This is a genomic window from Nocardia sp. NPDC004711 (assembly GCF_053601595.1).
Genome location: NZ_JBSGCB010000019.1, coordinates 17,069 through 37,288 on the forward strand (window position 1 = coordinate 17,069; position 20,220 = coordinate 37,288).

Sequence of the window (20,220 nt, forward strand, 5' to 3'; positions counted from 1 at the left end):
GTGGGGTCAGACTCCCACGAGTTCCTCCTCGGTCTCCACCTCGTGCTGCTCGAGCCGCGCGTCGCGCGGCAGCGCCAGGAATCCGAGGCACACCAGCGCCATCAGCCCGATGCCCCACACCAGCGTGTAGTCGAAGGTGTGCGCGAAGTTGACCGCATTGGCCTGTTCACCCGCACGCGCGAGGGTCTGGCCGACAGCCGGATTCGCGGCCGGAGACTGGCAGCTCGCCGGGATGACGGAGGGATCCACCTCGGCGGAGCGATCCCGCACACAGGCCCGGAAGTTCGCGAGGATCTGCTCCTGCGCGGGCCCGGGCACCCCGGCCGCCGCCAGCTCGGTGCGGGTCTGCGCGGCAACGGAATCCACACCGCGCGCCGAATCATGATCCAGCTGGGCGAAGAACAGAATGCCGACCAGTGCCACGCCCAGTGCCATCCCCAGCTGCTGTCCGGTGTTCAGCAGCCCGGATGCCGCCCCGGCCTCGCGGTCGGGAATCTGCCCGAGCAGCATGTCGATGGTCGGCGCGACCACGATGCCGAATCCGATGCCGGTCACGATGAGCGGCAACACCATCTGCCAGGAGGCGAAATCGGATTCGTAGTGGGTGGCCATCGCGCCGTACAGCGCGAACCCGCCCGCCGTGACCAGTCCGCCCGCGAGCAGCACCCACTTGCCGAACCGCGGCGCGAGCACGCTGACCGACACGCCCGCTCCGATGCCCGCGCCGACCGCGAAGAACACCGAGGTCAGGCCGGCCCGCATGGGCGACCAGCCCAGCCCGGCCTGCATGAACAGCGTCCAGATCAGGAAGAACCCGCCGAAGCCGATCCAGAACAGCAGCCAGCTCGCCAGGCCGACGGTGAACGGCCGCGACCGGAACAGGTCCAGGTCGATCAGCGGGGATCCGCCGTTGCGGCTGCGCCACCGTTCGTAGACCACGAAGGCGGCCAAGGCCACGGCCGCCGCGCCCATCATGACGAAAGTCCAGGCGGGCCAATCCAATCGACGGCCCTCGGTGAGCGGATACACCAGCAGCAGCACCGCGGAAATGGCGAGCACCATGCCGGCGATGTCCAGGCGCGGCGCGTGCGCGGACCGCGAATCCCGCATCACCAGGGCCGCGGCGGCCAGCGCGATCAGGCCGACCGGCACGTTCACCAGGAAGATGGGCCGCCAGCTCAGATCGAAGAGATTCCACTGCACCAGCAGCCCGCCCAGGGACAGCCCGACCGCGGACGCGGATCCGCCGACGCCGCTGTAGACGGCAATGGCCTTGGCGCGCTCGTCCTTCGGGAAGGTGACGCGAATGATGGCGAGGATCTGCGGCACCATGAGCCCGGCCATCGCGCCCTGGACGAACCGCGAGCCGATGAGCAGTGTCGGGGAGGAGGCCAGGCCGCAGGCCAGTGAGGCCGCGGTGAATCCGGCCATGCCGAGCAGGAACAGGCGTTTGCGGCCGTAGATGTCGCCGAGCCGCCCGCCGGTGATGAGTACGGCCGCGAAGGACAGCACATACGCGGCGATGATCCATTCGATCTGCGAGTAGGCCGCGCCCAGGTCCTTCTGAATGCTCGGCACGGCCACATTGACGATGGTGACGTCGAGCAGGTCCATGAATCCGGCGGCCAGCACGACGGCGAAGGCGATCCAGCGGCGTGGATCGAGGGTGGGGGAACTGTCGGTATCCATGGGGCGAGCTCTCCTCGCTATCGGGGATTGGATCGACTCTCCAAACTATGCACCTGAAGTGATTATCAATCAAGAGGGCAATCATGGTTCGGGCATTGCTGTAGGCTGTGCAGGTGACCGACGCCGATCCCCAGTACTCACCGCTGTTCGAGAGCGCCGCGTTCCTGCTGGGGCAGTTGGGATCGCATTCCGCGTACCGCTTCGACGCGCTGCTCGCGCCCCTGGGGATCAGGCCGCCGCAATACGGCACGCTGCGCCTGCTCGAGGCCAATGACGGCCGGACCCAGCAGCAGCTGTGCGATGCCCTGGGGATCCACCGGAATGTCATGGTCAGCCTGATCGACGACCTGGAGAAGCGCGGCCTGGTCGAGCGGCGCAAGCATCCGGTCGATCGCCGCGCCCACGCCGTGCACCTGCTGCCCGCCGGGCGCGAGACCATTGCCCGCGCGGCCGCGATCGCCGATGGACTCAATGCGGAACTGCTCGCCGCGCTCGACCCCGAGGACCGGCCGCGGCTGCTCGCGCTGCTGCAGCGGACGGCGATCGGCAACGGCCTGACCCCGGGTGTCCACCCCGGCCTGACCGTCGCGCCGGGCACCGTGCCCATGTATGGCCCAGATCACACCTAGGCGCTGTCACAGGCCGGGCCGGCGCGTGTCCAACCAGGTGTAGGCAACTCACCCGGAAGGACACCGACGATGGCCACCATCGACGTTCTGGACTCGTTCATCAACTACACCGACACCGGCAGCGGTGCGGTGCCCGTCGTGTTCCTGCACGGCAACCCCACCTCCTCCTACCTCTGGCGCAATGTGATCCCGCACGTGAGCGGCGAGACCCGCGCCCTGGCACCCGATCTCATCGGCATGGGCGCCTCCGGCAAGCCGGCCGGCGACTACCGCTTCGTCGATCACGCCCGCTACCTGGATGCCTGGTTCGACGCCCTGGGCCTGGACCAGGTCGTGATCGTGGGCCACGACTGGGGCGGCGCACTCGGAATGCACTGGGCCGCAAGGCATCCCGAGCGGGTGCGCGGTATCGCCGTGGTGGAGACCTTCCTGCGGCCGATGCGCTGGTCGGAGATGCCGCCGCAGGGCGCGGAACTGTTCCGCCGCTTCCGTTCTCCCGAGGGCGAGGAGATGGTGCTGGAACGCAATATGTTCATCGAATTCAACCTGCCGGCCGCCACCCGGAATCTGAGCCCCGAGGCCCTGGACGCCTACCGCGCGCCCTACCCGACCCCGGAGTCCCGCCGGCCGATGCTGGCGTGGCCGCGCGAATTCCCGCTGGAGGGAGAGCCGGTCGACGTGGTCGCCATCATCGAGAACTACGACCGGTGGATGGCCGCGAGCCCCGAGGTGCCGAAGCTGGTCATGCACGTCGAGGACGGTGTCGGCCTCGGCTCGCCGGAGGTGATGGAGTGGGCGGAGCGGACCTTCGCCGCCGCCGAGCTCGCGAATATCGGACCGGCGGGGCATCACTGCCCCGAGGACCAGCCCGATGCCATCGGGCAGGCGGTCGCGCAGTGGATCCACCGCCACGCCCTCACCGCCACTGCGGCCGTGGCCTGATCCGCCGGGTCGCACGGCCGGGCGGTTCGACCGGTTAGCCCGGTTTCGCCGTGGCAGGGCTCATCGCGGGGCGCACCATGGTGCGCCCCGCGATCCCTATGCTGGCGATATGGACACCGGATCGGACATCGACGAGCGCGCGCTCGTCGCACGGGCCGTCGAGGGCGATCGCGCCGCCGTCTCGGATGTCGTTCGGCTGCTGCAGGATCCGATCTACCGGCTGGCATTGCGCATGGTGTGGCGGCCCGCCGACGCCGAGGACGCCACCCAGGAGATCCTGCTGCGGGTGGTCGGCAATCTCGCGACCTGGCGCGGCGAGGCCCGGCTCACCACCTGGGCCTACCGCATCGGCGTCAACTACCTGCTGAATCTGAAGCGGCAGACGCCGCAGGAAGCGCAGCAGCTCAGCCTCGACCAGTTCGGCGAGGGACTGAAAGACGGCCTGGCCGAGGAGGATTACCGCGGGCCGGAGTCCGCGCTGCTCACCCACGAGGTGCGGCTCAACTGCAGCCAGGCCATGCTGCAGTGCCTGGGCCGCGACGAACGCGTGGCGTACGTACTCTCCGATGTCTTCGAGGTGAGCTCGGAGGAGGCCGCCTGGATCGTCGGCGCGACACCCGCCGCGTATCGGAAACGGGTGGAGCGGGCCAAGAAACGGCTCGGGAACTTCCTGCAATCCACCTGCGGGCTGGCGAATCCCCAGGCGTTCTGCCGGTGCTCGCGGCGGGTGGAGAAGGCCCTCGAGCTGGGCCGGGTGGATCCGCGCCGTCCTGCCTTCGCCGCGCACCCGATCACGCCGGGCGGGCGCAGTGTGGAGGAGGCGGAGCGGCAGATGGTGCGCCTGCACGATGCCGCCGCCGTGCTCGGCGCGCATCCGGATTACGCCGCGCCGCAGGCGAAGCTGGAGGCCATCGCCGGGCTGCTGCGTTCGGGGCGGTTCCCGCTACTGGAGTGACGCGGGCGTCCCGTACTTCATCTCGTACGCCCACGGCGCGAGTTCGGCCGTCACCGCTGCCAGGTCGGGGCTGGCGTCGCAGTCCGAACATTCCAGGTGCACATCGACTCTCCCGCCGCATCCGGTGTGCCGGTAGCTGACCGGCGGTCCGTCCGGCGCCGCCCAGCGGTCGCCCCAGTCGGTGAGCGCGAGGATGACCGGTTTCAGGTCGAGTCCCTTGGCGGTGAGCAGATATTCGGGGTGGCCGCTGCCGGTGCCGCTGCGCTGCTCGAAGATTCCGGCCTCGACGAATTCGGCGAGCCGCTTGGTGAGGATGTTCGGCGCGATGCCGAGCGAGCGCTGGAACTCGGTGAACCGGGTCATCCCGGCGAACATGGCATTGCGCACGATGAGCAGGCTCCAGCGCTCGCCGACGATCTCCAGCGTGCGCGCGGCCGAGCACACCTCCCCGTCGTACATGCGTCCCAACATGTATCCAGATTGGCTCATCTGCTTGTGTGATGCAAGTGACCCCACTATCGTTATGCAAGTAAGTTCTCGCGAGACAGTCCGCTCCGACCCGTCCTGTGTGTTCAGGAAAGAAATGGGACCTGCCATGACCGATCAGAACTTCACCACCAGCGTCACCGTCGACCGCACCCCCGCCGAGGTCTTCGCCGCCGTCCTGAACGCCCGCGGGTGGTGGGGGAAGGGCATTACGGGCGGCACCGAGCGCCAGGGCGACACTTTCGTCTTCGAGGTGCCCGGCGTCCACCGCAGCGATATCGAGCTGACCGAGGTGGTGCCGAACCGCCGCGTGGTCTGGCTGGTCAAGGACGCCTGGCTGTCCTTCGTCCAGGACAAGACCGAATGGGTGAATACCGAAATCCATTTCGACATCACCGAAACCGCCGGCGGCACCGAACTCCGCTTCACCCACATCGGGCTCGTTCCCGACTACGAGTGCTACGACGCCTGCTCCCCGGCGTGGACGTTCTACATCACCGAGAGCCTGCGCGACCTGATCACCACCGGCGTCGGTCAGCCCGGTGAACTGCCCGCCGAGGTGGAGGCGGTCGAGGCCGCGAAGGCGGCGCGGTAGCACCTCGAGGAGGTCCGCGAACGGCGCTCCGATCGCGGGTTCAGCCGTCGCCCAGGAGCTTTCGCGCGATGGGCACCACCTGTCGCGCGAAACGCTGCACCTGGTCGACGTCGAAGCCGGGCGGCCAGTAGATGAAGGTGTCGAACCCGGCGTCGCGGGCCAGGCGGACGATGATGTCCGCCCACTCCTCCGGGGAGCCGTGAATCGGGTCGGAGCCATGGGGATCCGGGTGTAGCGACCGGTCGCTCACCACGCCGGGCAGCGCCGCCAGCCGGGTGATGGTGCGCGGATCCCGCCCGAGCGAGCGCGCCACCGCGTCGATGCGGGCATTGGCTCCGGCCCACTGCTCCCAGGGCATCCAATTCGGCAGCGGCGCAACCCATCCGTCGGCCGCCGAGCCGATCAGGTCCAGCGCGTGCGGGCCCATGGCGCCCAGCCAGATCCCGATATTGTGCGCGGGCGCGGGCCCGCCCTCGATGCCCTGCACCGTGTATTCGGTGCCTACCACGGACACCAGCTGCCCGGGCCGCCATTCCGCCCGGATGATGGCAATGCTCTCGGCCAGGGCCATGAGCGCGGACCGGCCCTTGCGGGCGGGCCCGCCCATGGCCACCACGCCGCTCTCGAAAGCGCCCGCCCCCAAACCCAATTCGAAGCGCCCGCCGCTGAGCAGGTCGAAGGTGGCGGCCTGCTTGGCGATCATGGCGGGCGTGCGCAGCGGCAGATTCGCCACGCCCGGATACAGGCTGACCCGGCCGGTGGCCGCCAGGCAGGCCCCGATCACCGCGAAGGTGTCGCCGAACTGCGCGTTGTAGGGATGGTCCTGGATGGCCACCAGATCCAGCCCCTCGGCGTCGGCGGCCACGGCCATATCGATGACGTCCGGCAGCGCGGCCGCGACGGGCGGGATCGAAATACCGAACCGTGCCTGCATCGCGCCTCCTCACCAGCGGAAATCGACGCTCACGATCTTCGTGGGCGGTTGCGTGCAACACCGGCATTTCGGACGTCTGCGCGCATCCCGGGCGTGTCCCGCCCCTGCTCACCGCCCTGCCGGAAACCGCGCGGTACGGCCAGGTTCCGTTTACGATCCCCGCGTGAGCTCGAAATCGTCCGGACCGCCCGGGGATTCGCCCGCGGCCGGGCGGATGCGGGCGCGGGACCTCGACCGCGTCAACGCGCGGGCGCTGCTCGACGCCGCCTTCGAGGAGGGCGAGCTCGCGGTCGAGGAGTACCACCAGCGGTCCGAGCGGGCGCAGACCGCACAGACCCTCGGCGAACTGCAACGGCTCATCGGCGACCTGCAGCCGAGCACCAAGACCGCCGGCCTCACGCCCGCCGGCCGGCGGGTGCGACGGCCGTCCGCGGGCGGCTATCCGCCGCGCACCCGGGCCCGCGACAGCGACCGCCAGGCCACCTGCACCCTGCTCGACGCCGCCCGCGCGGACGGGCAGCTGAGCGTCGCCGACCATCGCACCCTCACCGAACTCGCCGGCGAGGCGCGGACATTGGGCGAACTGGCCCAGCTCACCGATGATCTGCAGCGGTCCGGCGACGCCCCGCCGGATCCCGCCCCGCCGAAGTCGCGGCGCGAGAACTGGTTCGCCGCCGGCGTCGCGGCCCTGAGTATCGCGGTCGCGGTGGGCACGTTCGTGGCCGTGGATCGCCCCGCCACCCTGGCGGCCGGACCGCCCGCGGTCGACCTGGGTGTGATCGGGCCGATGGTGCTGCCCCGGCCGAAACTTACCGAGGCCGAGGGCATCGGCTACTTCCGGGACGCCTATCGCGCCAAGTTCGGCGACACCATCGTCGACGAGGTCGACCTGTTCCCCGGCTACGCGGTGGTCACCCGCGGGACCCAGGCCAACCGCAAGGTGCGCTACACCTATCGCGGCGGCTTCGACCAGGGTGACCAGCCGCAGACCCGATCGCCGCAGACGCCGACCGCGGATCTGGCCGCGCTGAACGTGCCGGCCATCGCCGCGCTCGCGGCCCGGGCCCCGGCCCTCACCAAGGTGGATCAGGGCACGGTCAGCTACCTCGACATCGAAGGGTCCGGCAGCGGGCCGATCGTTCGTATCTATGTGGGCAACAAGGCCAATGAGAACGGCTACCTCGTGGCGACCCTCGACGGCCGGATCGTGCGGACCCTGGCGTTCGGGGGATAGGTCGAGATCATGGCTGATGCACGCTCCCAGGGACTGCGGGCCCGTGACACCGATCGCGTGGACGCCTGCACCCTGCTCGACACCGCCCGGGACGCCGGCGAGCTCACCGCGGCCGAACACACCCACCGGACCGCGAAGGCCATGGCGGCCAAGACCTTCGGCGACCTGGACGCGGTGCTGGAGGATCTGCAGATTCCCGCCAATCTGGTGAATTCGCCTGTGGTGCGGGCGAATCGGCGCGATCCGTCCACTCGCATGCGGGTCGCCGCCGCGATCCTGGTGGCCGCGGCCCTGCTCGGCGCGTTCGCGGGTTGCGTCTCGCGCACGGCCGCACCGACACCCGCGCTGCCGGACCCGACCACGGGCCCGGGCCTGGCCAGTTTCGTCGCGGCCTACCGGGACCACTTCGGCGACACCAAGGCCGATCAGGTTCTCCTCTATCCCACCTACGTGATCATCGAGCGGCGCCAGGATCCGTCGGCGCCACGTGACGCGCACATCCGTTACGACGGCAGCTTCCACTCCTATGACGACATCGCCCGGTCTCCGGGCATGGACATCTTCGACATGTCGGTCCTGGATCTGAAGAAGATCGCGGGCCTGCTCGCCGGGGCTCCGCAGTCGGCGGGCGTGCCCAACGGCCGGATCGGCCACGTCGAGATCGCCCGGAGCGCCGATGGCAGTCCGGTGGTGACCGTCTACGTCGACGACGGCTCCCAGCACGGCTACTTCAAGGTCACCGCCGCCGGCGAGCCGATCGCGATCTACCCGCCCAGCTGATCGGTCACGGTCCCGGCCCGTCGGTAGTTGCACCGACCGGTGTGGGCACGAGGGCGGCGAGTCGCGCCTGTCCGCGAAGAATTTTTTTTGTGCCGCGCGGAATAGATGACGTGCGGTCCCCGTTGGGACAGGTCAGCAAGGTTGAGCGAGTCGGACTCAAGTTCAAGTTGCGCACCGCCGCCGGCGGGTGCAGGATTGAGCCGACCACGCTCAGTGTTACTGGGAATGCAGTGCGCCGGAGTCGCTCGGAAGGGATTCCGGGGCGCTCAGGTACGTCAACTAGGAGGAACCACCATGGCTCGTGCGGTCGGTATCGACCTCGGGACCACGAACTCTGTCATCGCCGTTCTCGAAGGCGGCGAACCGGTCGTCGTGGCCAACTCGGAAGGATCGCGCACCACGCCGTCGATCGTCGCTTTCGCCAAGAACGGTGAGGTGCTCGTCGGTCAGCCCGCCAAGAACCAGGCCGTCACCAACGTCGACCGCACCATCCGGTCCGTCAAGCGCCACATGGGCGAGGACTGGTCTGTCGACATCGACGGCAAGAAGTACACCCCGCAGGAGATCTCCGCGCGCGTGCTGATGAAGCTGAAGCGCGACGCCGAGGCCTACCTGGGTGAAGAGATCACCGACGCCGTGATCACCGTCCCCGCCTACTTCGAGGACGCGCAGCGCCAGGCCACCAAGGAGGCCGGTCAGATCGCGGGCATGAACGTGCTCCGCATCGTCAACGAGCCCACCGCGGCCGCGCTGGCCTACGGCCTCGACAAGGGCGACAAGGAACAGACCATCCTGGTCTTCGACCTCGGTGGCGGCACCTTCGACGTCTCGCTGCTGGAGATCGGCGAGGGCGTCGTCGAGGTCCGCGCCACCTCCGGTGACAACCACCTCGGTGGCGACGACTGGGACGAGCGCATCGTCGGCTGGCTGGTCGACAAGTTCAAGGGCACCTCGGGCATCGACCTGACCAAGGACAAGATGGCCATGCAGCGTCTGCGCGAGGCTGCCGAGAAGGCCAAGATCGAGCTGTCGTCCTCGCAGTCGACCTCGATCAACCTGCCCTACATCACGGTCGACGCGGACAAGAACCCGCTGTTCCTCGACGAGCAGCTGACCCGCGCCGAGTTCCAGAAGATCACCTCGGATCTGCTGGACCGCACCCGCAAGCCGTTCCAGTCGGTCATCAAGGACGCCGGCATCTCGGTCGGCGACATCGATCACGTTGTGCTCGTTGGTGGTTCGACCCGGATGCCCGCCGTGTCCGACCTGGTCAAGGAACTGACCGGCGGCAAGGAGCCCAACAAGGGCGTGAACCCGGACGAGGTCGTCGCCGTCGGCGCCGCCCTGCAGGCCGGTGTGCTCAAGGGTGAGGTCAAGGACGTCCTGCTGCTCGATGTCACCCCGCTGTCGCTGGGCATCGAGACCAAGGGCGGCGTGATGACCAAGCTGATCGAGCGCAACACCACCATTCCGACCAAGCGGTCGGAGACCTTCACCACGGCCGACGACAACCAGCCGTCCGTGCAGATCCAGGTCTTCCAGGGTGAGCGCGAGATCGCTTCGCACAACAAGCTGCTCGGATCGTTCGAGCTGACCGGCATCCCGCCGGCCCCGCGCGGCGTGCCGCAGATCGAGGTCACCTTCGACATCGACGCCAACGGCATCGTTCACGTCACCGCCAAGGACAAGGGCACCGGCAAGGAGAACACGATCAAGATCCAGGACGGCTCCGGCCTGTCCAAGGAGGAGATCGACCGCATGGTGAAGGACGCTGAGGCGCACGCGGCCGAGGACAAGGCGCGTCGCGAGGAGGCGGAGACCCGCAACCAGGCCGAGTCGCTGGTGCACCAGACCGAGAAGTTCATCAAGGACAACGAGGACAAGGTCCCGGCGGACGTCAAGACCAAGGTCGAGGCGGCCATCGCGGAGGCGAACGAGGCGCTCAAGGGCACCGACATCTCGGTCATCAAGACCGCGGTGGAGAAGCTCGCCACCGAGTCGCAGGCGCTGGGCCAGGCCATCTACGAGGCCTCGGCCGCGGACCAGGCCGCCCAGGGCAACGGCGCGGGCGCGCCGCAGTCCGATGACACCGTCGTGGACGCCGAAGTCGTCGAGGAGCCTGAGAAGAAGTGACGAACCAGAACCCGGAAAACATGGTCGACTCGGCCACGGGTGAGGTCTTCGAGGCCGCGGCGGACACCGCCGCGGCCCTCGGGGCCGAGGGAACTCCCGAGGTCAGTGAGGATGCCCTCGCCGACGCGATCACGGCCGAATTGGCCGAGCGCACCGCCGATCTGCAGCGTCTGACCGCGGAGTACGCCAACTACCGCCGCCGCGTCGAGCGCGACCGCAAGGCCGCCATCGACACCGCCAAGGCCGCGGTCGTGGGCGAACTGCTCCCGGTGCTCGACGATCTGGATCGCGCCCGCGCGCACGGTGACCTCGACAACGGGCCGCTCAAGTCGGTCGCGGACAAGCTGGTCACCGCCCTGCAGAAGCAGGGCCTCGAGGAATTCGGTTCGGAGGGTGAGCCTTTCGACCCGACCCTGCACGAGGCCGTGCAGCACGAGGGCAGTGGCGCGGACCCGATCCTCGGGATGGTGATGCGCAAGGGCTACCGCTTCGGCGATCGCGTGCTGCGGCACGCGCTGGTCGGCGTCACCGACGGTGTAGCGGATCTGGCTGCGGCGCAGCCGGATACGACGAACGCTGGCACCGATGCCGCTGGCACTGATTAACAACGCACAGACGCCCCCGGCGTCACCGACAACACGGAAAGGAGGAGATGCCCGGTGAATCGAGAGTGGCTCGAGAAGGACTTCTACAAGGATCTGGGTGTTTCCTCCGGCGCCACCCAGGACGAGATCAAGAAGGCCTACCGCAAGCTGGCCCGTGACCTGCACCCGGACAAGAACCCCGGGGACAGCACGGCCGAGGAGCGGTTCAAGGCCGTCAGCGAGGCGAACGCCGTGCTGTCGGATCCGGAGAAGCGCAAGGAGTACGACGAGGCCCGGAAGCTGTTCGCCGGCGGCGGTTTCGGCCGCGGCGGGTTCTCGCCCGGGGGTGGCTACGGCCAGCCCGGCGGCGGGTTCTCCGGCGAGTTCAACCTCGGCGACATCTTCGGCGCGGGCGCCGGAGCCGGTGGCGCCGACGGCGGCCTGGGCGATCTGCTGGGCGGACTGTTCAATCGCGGTGGCACCCGGACCTCGTCGCGTCCGCGACGCGGTTCGGATGTGGAGACCGAGACCACCCTCGGCTTCCGCGAGGCCGCCCAGGGCGTGACCGTCCCGCTGCGCATGACCAGCCCGGCCGCCTGCACCACCTGCCACGGCAGTGGTGCCAAGCCGGGCACCAGCCCGCGAGTCTGCCCGCACTGCAATGGCACCGGTGTGGTCAGCCGGAACCAGGGCGCGTTCGGCTTCAGCGAGCCGTGCGAGGACTGCCGGGGCACCGGGTCGATCATCGACGACCCGTGTGTCGACTGCCGCGGCAGCGGCATCCAGAACCGGACCCGCACCATCACCGTGCGTATTCCCCCGGGCGTGCGCGACGGGCAGCGGATCCGGCTGGCCGGTCAGGGCGAGGCGGGCCTGCGCGGCGCGCCTCCGGGCGACCTGTACGTCACCGTGCACGTCAGCCAGGACAAGGTCTTCGGCCGCAATGGCGACGACCTGACCCTGGTGCTGCCGGTCTCGTACTCCGAACTGGTGCTGGGTACCACGGTTTCCGTGCCCACCCTGGACGGCCGTGTCGGCGTCAAGGTGCCGCCGGGCACCGCCGACGGCCGGACCCTGCGGGTGCGCGGGCGCGGTGTGCCCAAGCGTGACGGCGGCGCCGGTGACCTGCTGGTCACGGTGAAGGTCGCGGTACCGCAGAAGCTGGACGACAATGCCGCCGAGGCGCTGCGGCGCTACGCGGAGGCGGAGAAGACCAGCGGGTTCGATCCACGTGCGGGATGGGCAGGTGCGTAATGAGTTCCGATCCGAAGAAGACCGAGGCCCAGTACTTCCTGATCTCGGTGGCCGCGCAGCTGGCGGGCATGCACGCCCAGACGCTGCGCACCTATGACCGGCTGGGTCTGGTTTCGCCGCAACGCACCTCGGGCGGCGGGCGGCGCTACTCGGACCGGGATGTGGAGCTGCTCCGCGAGGTGCAGCGCCTGTCTCAGGACGAGGGCGTGAACCTGGCCGGCATCAAACGGATCATCGAACTCACCAACCAGGTGGAGGAGCTGCAGCAGCGGGTGAGCGAGTTGACCGCCGAGATGGAAAGGCTCCGGTCGGGGTACCGCCCCGACCTGACCCCGCCGCAGCGCAGCACCGCTCTCGTGGTGTGGCAGCCCCGAAACCGGCGTAAGCCGCAGTAGGGCAAGAGAAGTGGAAGGCGGCACCCCGGATCCCGGGGTGCCGCCTTCATTTTCGTCGTGGTCCGCGCCTGGCGGACGCGGGTCGGTTCGCCCGCTCGTGATTGTTGCGGGTAATGTGCTGAGTCGCCAATGGGAACTGTGGGATTGGCGAATTTCTTGGCGTCGGTGAATTACAAACGGACCGGTACGTTATAAATTGATGCCAATCGTGAGTTTTGTCCCTATGCTGCAAGGGAATTCAAGGACGGGCGCAGTTGCGGCAGGATCGCTGTTTTCTTGAGTCTTGCAAAACGGATCAGGCAGGTTGTCCGTCCGAAAGCCTGTGTCCCACGGCGTGTTCCGGTTGAACAGTCTGTTTTCGGCTCGGATACCCCGCGACATTCACGTTTTCGAGGAATAAAGGCCGTGTTATTGAAACGTCCCGTTCCGTTGCTGGCTAACCTCGCTTACACTGGCTTGGCAACGGCTGCTGTCGAGTGTCCCGGAGCACTTCACTCGCCGGTCACGCCTGCGTTCGATTGCGAAATGGGGTTGTGACACACATGGATTCGCGCACCGTCGCATTGATAAGAACAACGTTCAAGGCGGTTGCTGCGGAAGAAGGTGGCTCCGAGAAACTCGCGCGATCGTTCTACGCCATCCTCTTCACGGAGTACCCCCACGTTCGCGACCACTTCCCCGCAGCCCTGGATGCCCAGCGTGACCGGCTGGTGAAGGCCATCGCCTACGTGGTGGACCGGCTGGAGGAGCCGGACCGGTTGCTGCCCTTCCTGGCCCAGCTCGGGCGTGATCACCGCAAGTACGGGGTGGTGGCCGAACACTATGAGGCCGTGGGGAAATCGCTCAAGAGCGCGCTGGAGGCCTACGCCGGCACCGAGATCTGGACCGACGAGATCGGGCGCGCCTGGGACGAGGGCATCGGCGTCATCGCCGACACCATGATCAACGCGGCCGAGCGGGAGACCACCCCGCCGGTATGGACCGGCACCGTCATCGAGCATCGGGAAGTACTGCGCAACCTGGCCATCGTGCGCCTGCGGCTGGACCAGCCCATGCAGTACGCGGCCGGTCAGTACATGAGCGTGCAGATCCCGTCCCGCCCGCGCATGTGGCGCTACCTGTCCCCGTCCATCCCCGCCAACGCCGGCGGCGAACTGGAATTCCACATCCGCGGCGTCACCGGCGGCTGGGTCAGCCCGGCCATGGTCGGCCACAGCCGGGTCGGCGAACAGTGGCTGATCGGCTCGCCACTGGGCGGGCTCGGCGTGCCCCGCAACACCCGCCGCAAGCTGCTCATGATCGGCTGCGGCACCGGCATCGCCCCGCTGCGCGCACAGCTCATGGCCATGACCGCCCGGCGCTCCAACCCCAAGGTGGATGTGTTCGTCGGCGGCCACTACCCGTGCGATCTCTACGATCTCGAGGTGCTGAGCCAATTGGCCTGCGCCAACAAGTGGCTCAGCGTGCACCCGGTCACCGAATCCACCGAGAACCCGTGGTGGCACTTCGACGACTCCGACGGGACCCGCGAGTATCCGGGCCTGCAGCCGCGGGTGGTCGGTCAGATCGGCAAGATCGTGGCGAGCCACGGCTCCTGGGACGACCGGGACGTGCAGATCGTCGGCGCGCCGTCCATGGTGCAGACCACCAAGTTCCGACTCATGGCCGCGGGCACCCCCACCGAGAACATCCGCCACGACCCCTTGTTCTGAGCGTGGTGGAACCCTCAGAAGCCTTCGTAGCGAATGGCTTCCGCGGGCGCGCCGATGGCGACCAGTTGATCGATGGTGTTGCGAACCATGGCCGCGCCGCCGCAGACCAGGATCTGGTGGTGGTCCAGCGGGCCGAAGCGTTCCGGGATGTCGGCGATGGTGCCCGGCATCATCTCCTCCGGGCGGAAGCCGATGTCCACCCGGCACTGCTCGTACCAGGTGTCGACGAAATCCGGGTCGTACTCGTTCTGCACCACGGGAACGACCGTGAGCCACGGCAATTCGCCGGTCAGCAGGTAGAGCATGTCGGAGGCGTAGAGGTCGCGCGGGTAGCGACCGCCCACGAACAGGTGGGTGCGCGGCGGCTGCTCCCGGCGCGACAGATCCAGCAGCAGCGCCCGCATCGGCGCGAGCCCGACCCCGTCGGCGATCATGACCACCTCGGTGGCCTCCGGCTCCACCGCCAGCCAGCCCGCGGGTGCGCTGATCCGCCATTCGTCGCCCGGATGCGAGTCGGCGACGATGGAACCGCTGCACCAGCCGCCCGGCACCGTGCGCACGTGGAATTCCAGCTTGCCGTCCAGCGAGGGCGGCAGCGCGGGATACAGGCGGCGCACCATGTTCGGATGCTGCGGCGTGCGCACCTCCACCGACTGGCCCGCCGCGAACGGCACGAACTCGCCGATCAGCCGCACCACCGTGGTGTCCTCGCGCAGCCGGTGCGCACCCACCACCGTGGCGTTCCACTCCGTCTGCGCGCCGAGCGCGAGCTCTCCGGTCTCGTCCGGGCCGAGCGTCACCGATAACTCCTGATTGTCGAAAGGCCGTGCACTACACCGGATCCGAGCTTATCGCCGACGTCGGCGTGCCCACCGCGAGCAGGGCGCGCTTGGTGTCTGCGATCATGCGGGCCGAGCCGGCGATCTGGATCTGGCGGTCGGCCCAGGCGCCGAAGCTGGCCACCACCGCGCCCAGATTGCCGATCAGCCGCCGATGCATGCCGAACGGCGTCTCGGCCGGCGGATAGGGGTGCCACCACGGGTTGGTCTCGTTCTCGCAGACCGGGACCACCGTGAGCCACGGATTGGACTGCGAGAGCTGCCACATGTTCTCCACGTCGTAGAGATCACACGGGTAGCGCCCGCCCATGAACAGGTGCACGCGCGGATTGATGCCGCGCCGGCCCATCTCGATGAGTTGTGCCCGCAGCGGGGCGATGCCGGTACCGGACCCGATCATGAGCACGTCCTTGCGGCGGCTCAGATCCACGTGCAGGCCACCCAGCGGAGCGGCGATCATCCACCGGTCGCCGACCTGGGTCTCGTTCACGATGCCCGGGCTCACCCAGCCGGTGCGCACCTTCCGCACATGGAACTCGATCTCGCCGTACGGATTGGTGGGGATGGCCGGCGACAGGTAGCGCCACATCTTGGGCCGCTGCGGAATGGCCACCGGCACGTACTGCCCGGCCTGATAGGGGATCGGGGTGTCGGTCTGCAGACGGACGATGGCCAGATCGTCCACCACCCGCCGGTGCCCGACCACCGTCGCCTCCCAATACGGTTGCGACTTATCCGAATTGGCGCCGATGGCCATGGACGCCGAGATCAGGATGGTGATGTCGCGCCAGCCCGCCTCCAGCTGCCGGCTCCAGTTCGCGGTGCCGTTGTAGCTGCGGAAGGCGTGGAGCAGGGCGCGCCCGGCGATGTCGTAGTGCGCCGCCTCCACCCCGTACTTGCGATGGTCGCGCGCGAGCTGCTCCAGGAAGCGTTGCGCGCGATCCCAGTCCTCCAGGTTGTCGAGCACGAACGAGATGGCCGTGACCAACCGTTTCGGCTGCATGTCCATGGCGGAGGGGAACAGTTCCCGCAGGGCGGGAATTTCTGCGAAAAGATGACCGTAGAACGCGCTGATCAGCCGTTCCGGCCCGTTGGGGGCCTCGACGACTGTCCGAAAGTTTGCGCGGACCAGCGCTGCCGAACGCGCATCCACGACGTCGAGCTTTCCTTCCTGTGCTGCTACCCCGGAACGCCTGCTGCCAGGCGGCCCTCCGCGTCAAGTATCCCTTAAAACGCGGTGGTCGCACGGATATAGCCGGAGTCCGATCGATTGGCGTAACCCGGAGTTCAGATCACCAGGACGATCTTGCCGCGTGCGCCGGATGCGCCGATCACGCCGGGGGCCTCGGTCAGCGGCGGCATGGCGCTGATCGGGACCATCAGGTCGCCGTCGCCGACCATCCGCAGCAGCTCGCGCAATTCGGCTGCGCCGCCGTGGGATTCGAGGTTGCCGCCGTGCACGCCCCGGGCCTGCAGATCCGCCTCGTCGGCGGACCAGATGGTCGAATAGGCCGAACCGCCGGACTTGACCAGGCTCGCGTTGTCGGCGAAAACCGGCGGCGGGCTGACCAGATCGAACAGCACGTCGATGCCGCCGGGATCGGTGATCCGCACCGAATCCGCGACCGACAACTCCGAGCCCTCGGCGTGGGTGGGGGAGTCGGTGATGGTGATCCGGCCGTAGTTCACCACCTCGGTCGCGCCCAGCCGGATCATCCGATCGGTGTCGTCGGGGCGGGCGGTGGCGATGACGTGCGCGCCGGCGAGCGCCGCGAGCTGCACCAGATAGGAGCCGACGCCACCCGAGGCGCCCACGACCAGCACCTTCTGGTTGCGGGTGACCCCGGCGGCGTGCATGAGGTCCAGGGCGGTGATGCCCGCGGTCGGCAGGGCGGCGCCGCGAATGGCGGAGACCTCGTCCGGCAGCTTGGCGAGGGCGCCGTCGTGCGGCACCACGATGTACTCCGCGAAGGTGCCGTGCCCGACCGGCGGGTTCAGGAACTTCCCGACCACCCGCTCCCCGATCTCGAAGTCGTTCACCCCCGCGCCCACCGCGCTGATCGTGCCCGCGCCGTCGGTGCCCGGGATCAGCGGAAAGTCGTGCGGCAGTTGGCCGTCCAGGAAGCCGTCGATGATCCGCTGGTCGAACGGGTTGACCCCGGCGGCCTCGAGCTGGATCTGGACCTGGCCCGGTCCGGCCTCGGGGGTGGGCATGTCGGCGGGCTCGGGGCGGCCACCGAATTCACGGACGACGATCGCGCGCATGTGCTGCTCCATTCTTCGGAAACCGGGATGGATGAGCGGGTCTGATGCGTCAACGAATGGAGTCATCGTACGCGTAGCGTAGGAACCGGCTTCGGACTCTGGACCTGGCGTCGAAAACTGGTCAGACTTGAGCGGAACAGACTCAACTTCTGCCGCGTTGTAGAGAGCAACGACAAGTAGGAAGGTGACAGTGGACTCGTTCAATCCCACCACCAAGACCCAGGCGGCCCTGACCGCCGCGCAACAGGCGGCCGCCGTCGCCGGAAACCCGGAAATCCGTCCGGCGCACTTGCTGGTGGCGTTGCTGGATCAGATCGACGGCATCGCCGCACCGCTGCTCAAGGCCGTCGCAGTCGACCCGGCGACGGTGCGGCGCGAGGCCCAGGAGATCGTGGACCGGCTGCCCCGGGCCACCGGCGCCACCACCACCCCCAATCTCGGGCGCGAAGCCATCGCGGCGCTCAGCTCCGCGCAGCGGCTGGCCACCGAGCTGGGCGACGAATACGTCTCCACCGAGCACCTGGTCTACGGCCTGGCCGCCGGTGACTCCGACGTGCAGCAACTGCTGCTGAAGTACGGCGCGACCGCCGACGCCCTGCGCGAGGCCTTCACCGCCGTGCGCGGCAACGCCCGTGTCACCTCGCCGGATCCGGAGGGCTCGTACCAGGCGCTGGAGAAGTACTCCACCGACCTGACCGCCGCCGCCCGCGAGGGCAAGCTGGACCCGGTCATCGGCCGCGACACCGAAATCCGCCGTGTCGTACAGGTTTTGAGCCGCCGCACCAAGAACAACCCGGTGCTGATCGGCGAGCCCGGCGTCGGCAAGACCGCCATCGTGGAGGGCCTGGCCCAGCGCATCGTGGCGGGTGACGTCCCGGAATCGTTGCGCGGCAAGAAGCTCGTCTCGCTCGACCTGGGCGCGATGGTGGCCGGCGCCAAGTACCGCGGTGAGTTCGAGGAGCGGCTGAAGGCCGTGCTGGAGGAGATCAAATCCTCTGCCGGACAGATCATCACGTTCATCGACGAGCTGCACACCATCGTGGGCGCCGGCGCCACCGGCGAATCCGCCATGGACGCGGGCAACATGATCAAGCCCATGCTGGCCCGCGGCGAGCTGCGGCTGGTCGGCGCCACCACCCTCGACGAATACCGGCAGCACATCGAGAAGGACCCGGCCCTGGAACGCCGGTTCCAGCAGGTGCTGGTGGGCGAGCCGTCGGTGGAGGACACCGTCGGCATCCTGCGCGGGCTCAAGGAGCGCTACGAGAACCACCACCACGTGCGGATCACCGACTCCGCGCTGGTGGCCGCGGCGACCCTGTCCGACCGCTACATCACCTCCCGGTTCCTGCCGGACAAGGCCATCGACCTGGTCGACGAGTCGGCCTCGCGGCTGCGCATGGAAATCGATTCCCGCCCAGTGGAAATCGACGAGATCGAACGCGTCGTGCGGCGGCTCGAGATCGAAGAGGTGGCGCTGGCCAAGGAGACCGACGAAGCGTCCAAGCAGCGGCTGGAGAAGCTGCGTCAGGAGCTCGCCGACGACCGCGAGAAGCTCAACCAGCTGATGACCCGCTGGCAGAACGAGAAGCAGGCCATCGACGCGGTGAGCGTGCTCAAGGAGGAGCTGGAGTCGCTCAAGGGCGAATCCGAGCGGGCCGAGCGCGACGGCGACTACAACAAGGCCGCCGAACTCCGGTACGGGCGAATCCCCAAGCTGGAGAAGGAACTCGCCGAGGCCGAGTCCAAGGCGAAGACCGCCGCCGACGGCGACGTCATGCTCAAGGAGGAGGTCGGGCCGGACGATATCGCCGAGGTGGTGTCGTCGTGGACCGGTGTCCCCGTGGGCAAGATGATGGAGGGCGAGACCCAGAAGCTGCTGCGCATGGAGGACGAACTGGGCAACCGGGTCGTCGGGCAACCGGAAGCCGTGCAAGCGGTTTCGGATGCCGTGCGCCGCGCCCGGGCCGGGGTCGCCGACCCCAACCGGCCCACCGGCTCGTTCATGTTCGTCGGCCCGACCGGTGTCGGTAAGACCGAACTCGCGAAGGCGTTGGCGGACTTCCTGTTCGACGACGAGCGCGCCATGGTCCGCATCGACATGAGCGAGTACAGCGAGAAGCACTCGGTGGCCCGCCTGGTCGGTGCGCCCCCCGGCTACGTCGGCTACGACCAGGGCGGCCAGCTCACCGAGGCGGTGCGGCGACGCCCCTACACGGTGGTGCTGTTCGACGAGATCGAGAAGGCCCACCCGGACGTCTTCGACATCCTGCTGCAGGTGCTCGACGAGGGCCGGCTGACCGACAGCCAGGGCCGCACGGTCGACTTCCGCAACACCATCCTCATCCTGACCTCCAATCTGGGTGCGGGCGGTGACAAGGACGCGGTCATGAACGCGGTGCGCCGCGCCTTCAAGCCGGAGTTCCTGAACCGGCTCGACGACGTGGTCATGTTCCACGCGCTCGACGAGGAACAGCTGGAGCGGATCGTCGACATCCAGCTGAACCAGCTGCAGAAGCGCCTGTCCCAGCGCCGCCTGAAGCTGGACGTGTCCGACTCGGCCCGCTTCTGGCTGGCCGTGCGCGGTTACGACCCGGCCTACGGCGCACGCCCGCTGCGCCGCCTCATCCAGCAGGCCATCGGCGACTCGCTCGCCAAGGAACTGCTGGCCGGCGAGGTGCAGGACGGTGACACGGTGAAGGTCAACGTCACCCCCGACGGCGACACCCTCATCGTCGGCCGCTGACCCCCCGGACCCGGGCCCCCGCGCGAGCTTCGGCTCGGCGGGGGCCTT

18 protein-coding genes are annotated in these 20,220 nt (G+C 68.5%); 12 read left to right on the top strand and 6 right to left on the bottom strand.

Translation table 11 applies throughout. The annotated features are described in order from the left end of the window. Positions 1 to 6: 6 nt before the first annotated feature. Positions 7 to 1,689: an MFS transporter gene (locus tag ACWEKS_RS20485; RefSeq protein ID WP_452341556.1), complete on the bottom strand. Its 1,683-nt coding sequence runs from the start codon at positions 1,687 to 1,689 to the stop codon at positions 7 to 9. A gap of 113 nt (positions 1,690 to 1,802) precedes the next feature. On the opposite strand from ACWEKS_RS20485, the gene ACWEKS_RS20490 reads away from it, so the two are divergent. The 3 genes from ACWEKS_RS20490 (at position 1,803) to ACWEKS_RS20500 (ending at position 4,215) form a co-directional block, all read left to right on the top strand. Further along, a complete protein-coding gene (locus ACWEKS_RS20490) occupies positions 1,803 to 2,318 on the top strand; it encodes a MarR family winged helix-turn-helix transcriptional regulator (protein ID WP_354843282.1) in 516 nt (171 codons plus the stop codon). 69 nt (positions 2,319 to 2,387) lie between these two features. After that, on the top strand, positions 2,388 to 3,260 hold the full coding sequence (locus ACWEKS_RS20495; protein ID WP_452341557.1) for a haloalkane dehalogenase: 873 nt from the start codon (positions 2,388 to 2,390) through the stop codon (positions 3,258 to 3,260). Positions 3,261 to 3,369: 109 nt separating this feature from the next. Continuing rightward, positions 3,370 to 4,215 carry an RNA polymerase sigma factor gene (locus ACWEKS_RS20500; RefSeq protein WP_452341558.1) on the top strand — a complete coding sequence of 282 codons (846 nt, stop codon included), beginning with the start codon at positions 3,370 to 3,372 and terminating at the stop codon, positions 4,213 to 4,215. On the opposite strand, the gene ACWEKS_RS20505 is transcribed toward ACWEKS_RS20500, so the two are convergent. After that, complete coding sequence (locus tag ACWEKS_RS20505; RefSeq protein WP_452341559.1) at positions 4,204 to 4,686, bottom strand: winged helix-turn-helix transcriptional regulator; 483 nt, start codon at positions 4,684 to 4,686, stop codon at positions 4,204 to 4,206. The genes ACWEKS_RS20500 and ACWEKS_RS20505 overlap by 12 nt on opposite strands. 124 nt (positions 4,687 to 4,810) lie before the next feature. On the opposite strand from ACWEKS_RS20505, the gene ACWEKS_RS20510 reads away from it, so the two are divergent. Then, positions 4,811 to 5,296, top strand: a complete 486-nt coding sequence (locus ACWEKS_RS20510; RefSeq protein ID WP_452341560.1) for an SRPBCC family protein — start codon at positions 4,811 to 4,813, stop codon at positions 5,294 to 5,296. Positions 5,297 to 5,336: 40 nt separating this feature from the next. Here ACWEKS_RS20510 and ACWEKS_RS20515 read toward each other — a convergent pair whose 3' ends face one another. Continuing rightward, the gene (locus ACWEKS_RS20515) at positions 5,337 to 6,230 is read right to left on the bottom strand and encodes an LLM class flavin-dependent oxidoreductase (protein ID WP_379401224.1); all 894 of its coding nucleotides are present in this window, start codon (positions 6,228 to 6,230) and stop codon (positions 5,337 to 5,339) included. A gap of 163 nt (positions 6,231 to 6,393) precedes the next feature. On the opposite strand from ACWEKS_RS20515, the gene ACWEKS_RS20520 reads away from it, so the two are divergent. From ACWEKS_RS20520 to ACWEKS_RS20550, 7 genes are all read left to right on the top strand, one after another. Next, positions 6,394 to 7,464 carry a DUF1707 SHOCT-like domain-containing protein gene (locus ACWEKS_RS20520; RefSeq protein WP_452341561.1) on the top strand — a complete coding sequence of 357 codons (1,071 nt, stop codon included), beginning with the start codon at positions 6,394 to 6,396 and terminating at the stop codon, positions 7,462 to 7,464. Between the two features lie 9 nt (positions 7,465 to 7,473). Continuing rightward, the gene (locus tag ACWEKS_RS20525) at positions 7,474 to 8,244 is read left to right on the top strand and encodes a DUF1707 SHOCT-like domain-containing protein (protein ID WP_452341562.1); all 771 of its coding nucleotides are present in this window, start codon (positions 7,474 to 7,476) and stop codon (positions 8,242 to 8,244) included. Between the two features lie 294 nt (positions 8,245 to 8,538). Beyond that, positions 8,539 to 10,377 carry a molecular chaperone DnaK gene (gene dnaK, locus ACWEKS_RS20530; RefSeq protein WP_364619978.1) on the top strand — a complete coding sequence of 613 codons (1,839 nt, stop codon included), beginning with the start codon at positions 8,539 to 8,541 and terminating at the stop codon, positions 10,375 to 10,377. A 20-nt stretch (positions 10,378 to 10,397) separates the two neighbouring features. Beyond that, positions 10,398 to 10,982, top strand: a complete 585-nt coding sequence (gene grpE, locus ACWEKS_RS20535) for a nucleotide exchange factor GrpE (RefSeq protein ID WP_379401329.1) — start codon at positions 10,398 to 10,400, stop codon at positions 10,980 to 10,982. 54 nt (positions 10,983 to 11,036) lie between these two features. Then, positions 11,037 to 12,215: a molecular chaperone DnaJ gene (gene dnaJ, locus ACWEKS_RS20540; protein ID WP_364619972.1), complete on the top strand. Its 1,179-nt coding sequence runs from the start codon at positions 11,037 to 11,039 to the stop codon at positions 12,213 to 12,215. After that, positions 12,215 to 12,610 (top strand): heat shock protein transcriptional repressor HspR, encoded by a 396-nt coding sequence (locus tag ACWEKS_RS20545; protein ID WP_452341563.1) that lies wholly within the window; start codon positions 12,215 to 12,217, stop codon positions 12,608 to 12,610. Before dnaJ ends, ACWEKS_RS20545 begins: the two co-directional genes overlap by 1 nt. A 542-nt stretch (positions 12,611 to 13,152) precedes the next feature. Then, on the top strand, positions 13,153 to 14,322 hold the full coding sequence (locus ACWEKS_RS20550; RefSeq protein ID WP_452341564.1) for a globin domain-containing protein: 1,170 nt from the start codon (positions 13,153 to 13,155) through the stop codon (positions 14,320 to 14,322). A gap of 14 nt (positions 14,323 to 14,336) precedes the next feature. On the opposite strand, the gene ACWEKS_RS20555 is transcribed toward ACWEKS_RS20550, so the two are convergent. From ACWEKS_RS20555 to ACWEKS_RS20565, 3 genes are all read right to left on the bottom strand, one after another. Beyond that, entirely contained in the window at positions 14,337 to 15,122 is a 786-nt protein-coding gene (locus tag ACWEKS_RS20555) for an FAD-binding oxidoreductase (RefSeq protein WP_452341565.1), read from the bottom strand. 31 nt (positions 15,123 to 15,153) lie between these two features. Next, complete coding sequence (locus ACWEKS_RS20560) at positions 15,154 to 16,314, bottom strand: FAD-binding oxidoreductase (RefSeq protein ID WP_354843320.1); 1,161 nt, start codon at positions 16,312 to 16,314, stop codon at positions 15,154 to 15,156. A gap of 134 nt (positions 16,315 to 16,448) precedes the next feature. After that, complete coding sequence (locus ACWEKS_RS20565) at positions 16,449 to 17,426, bottom strand: NADP-dependent oxidoreductase (RefSeq protein WP_452341566.1); 978 nt, start codon at positions 17,424 to 17,426, stop codon at positions 16,449 to 16,451. Between the two features lie 190 nt (positions 17,427 to 17,616). Between ACWEKS_RS20565 and clpB the strand changes: the two genes are divergently transcribed. Beyond that, a complete protein-coding gene (gene clpB, locus ACWEKS_RS20570) occupies positions 17,617 to 20,172 on the top strand; it encodes an ATP-dependent chaperone ClpB (protein ID WP_354843326.1) in 2,556 nt (851 codons plus the stop codon). The last annotated feature ends 48 nt before the right edge of the window (positions 20,173 to 20,220 follow it).

Bases quoted from the DNA above. Each gene is read 5' to 3' on its own strand.
- ACWEKS_RS20485 (WP_452341556.1), bottom strand. From the start codon at position 1,689: ATGGATACCGACAGTTCCCCCACCCTCGATCCACGCCGCTGGATCGCC.
- ACWEKS_RS20495 (WP_452341557.1), top strand. From the start codon at position 2,388: ATGGCCACCATCGACGTTCTGGACTCGTTCATCAACTACACCGACACC.
- ACWEKS_RS20500 (WP_452341558.1), top strand. From the start codon at position 3,370: ATGGACACCGGATCGGACATCGACGAGCGCGCGCTCGTCGCACGGGCC.
- ACWEKS_RS20505 (WP_452341559.1), bottom strand. From the start codon at position 4,686: ATGTTGGGACGCATGTACGACGGGGAGGTGTGCTCGGCCGCGCGCACG.
- ACWEKS_RS20510 (WP_452341560.1), top strand. From the start codon at position 4,811: ATGACCGATCAGAACTTCACCACCAGCGTCACCGTCGACCGCACCCCC.
- ACWEKS_RS20515 (WP_379401224.1), bottom strand. From the start codon at position 6,230: ATGCAGGCACGGTTCGGTATTTCGATCCCGCCCGTCGCGGCCGCGCTG.
- ACWEKS_RS20525 (WP_452341562.1), top strand. From the start codon at position 7,474: ATGGCTGATGCACGCTCCCAGGGACTGCGGGCCCGTGACACCGATCGC.
- dnaK (WP_364619978.1), top strand. From the start codon at position 8,539: ATGGCTCGTGCGGTCGGTATCGACCTCGGGACCACGAACTCTGTCATC.
- grpE (WP_379401329.1), top strand. From the start codon at position 10,398: ATGGTCGACTCGGCCACGGGTGAGGTCTTCGAGGCCGCGGCGGACACC.
- ACWEKS_RS20545 (WP_452341563.1), top strand. From the start codon at position 12,215: ATGAGTTCCGATCCGAAGAAGACCGAGGCCCAGTACTTCCTGATCTCG.
- ACWEKS_RS20550 (WP_452341564.1), top strand. From the start codon at position 13,153: ATGGATTCGCGCACCGTCGCATTGATAAGAACAACGTTCAAGGCGGTT.
- ACWEKS_RS20565 (WP_452341566.1), bottom strand. From the start codon at position 17,426: ATGCGCGCGATCGTCGTCCGTGAATTCGGTGGCCGCCCCGAGCCCGCC.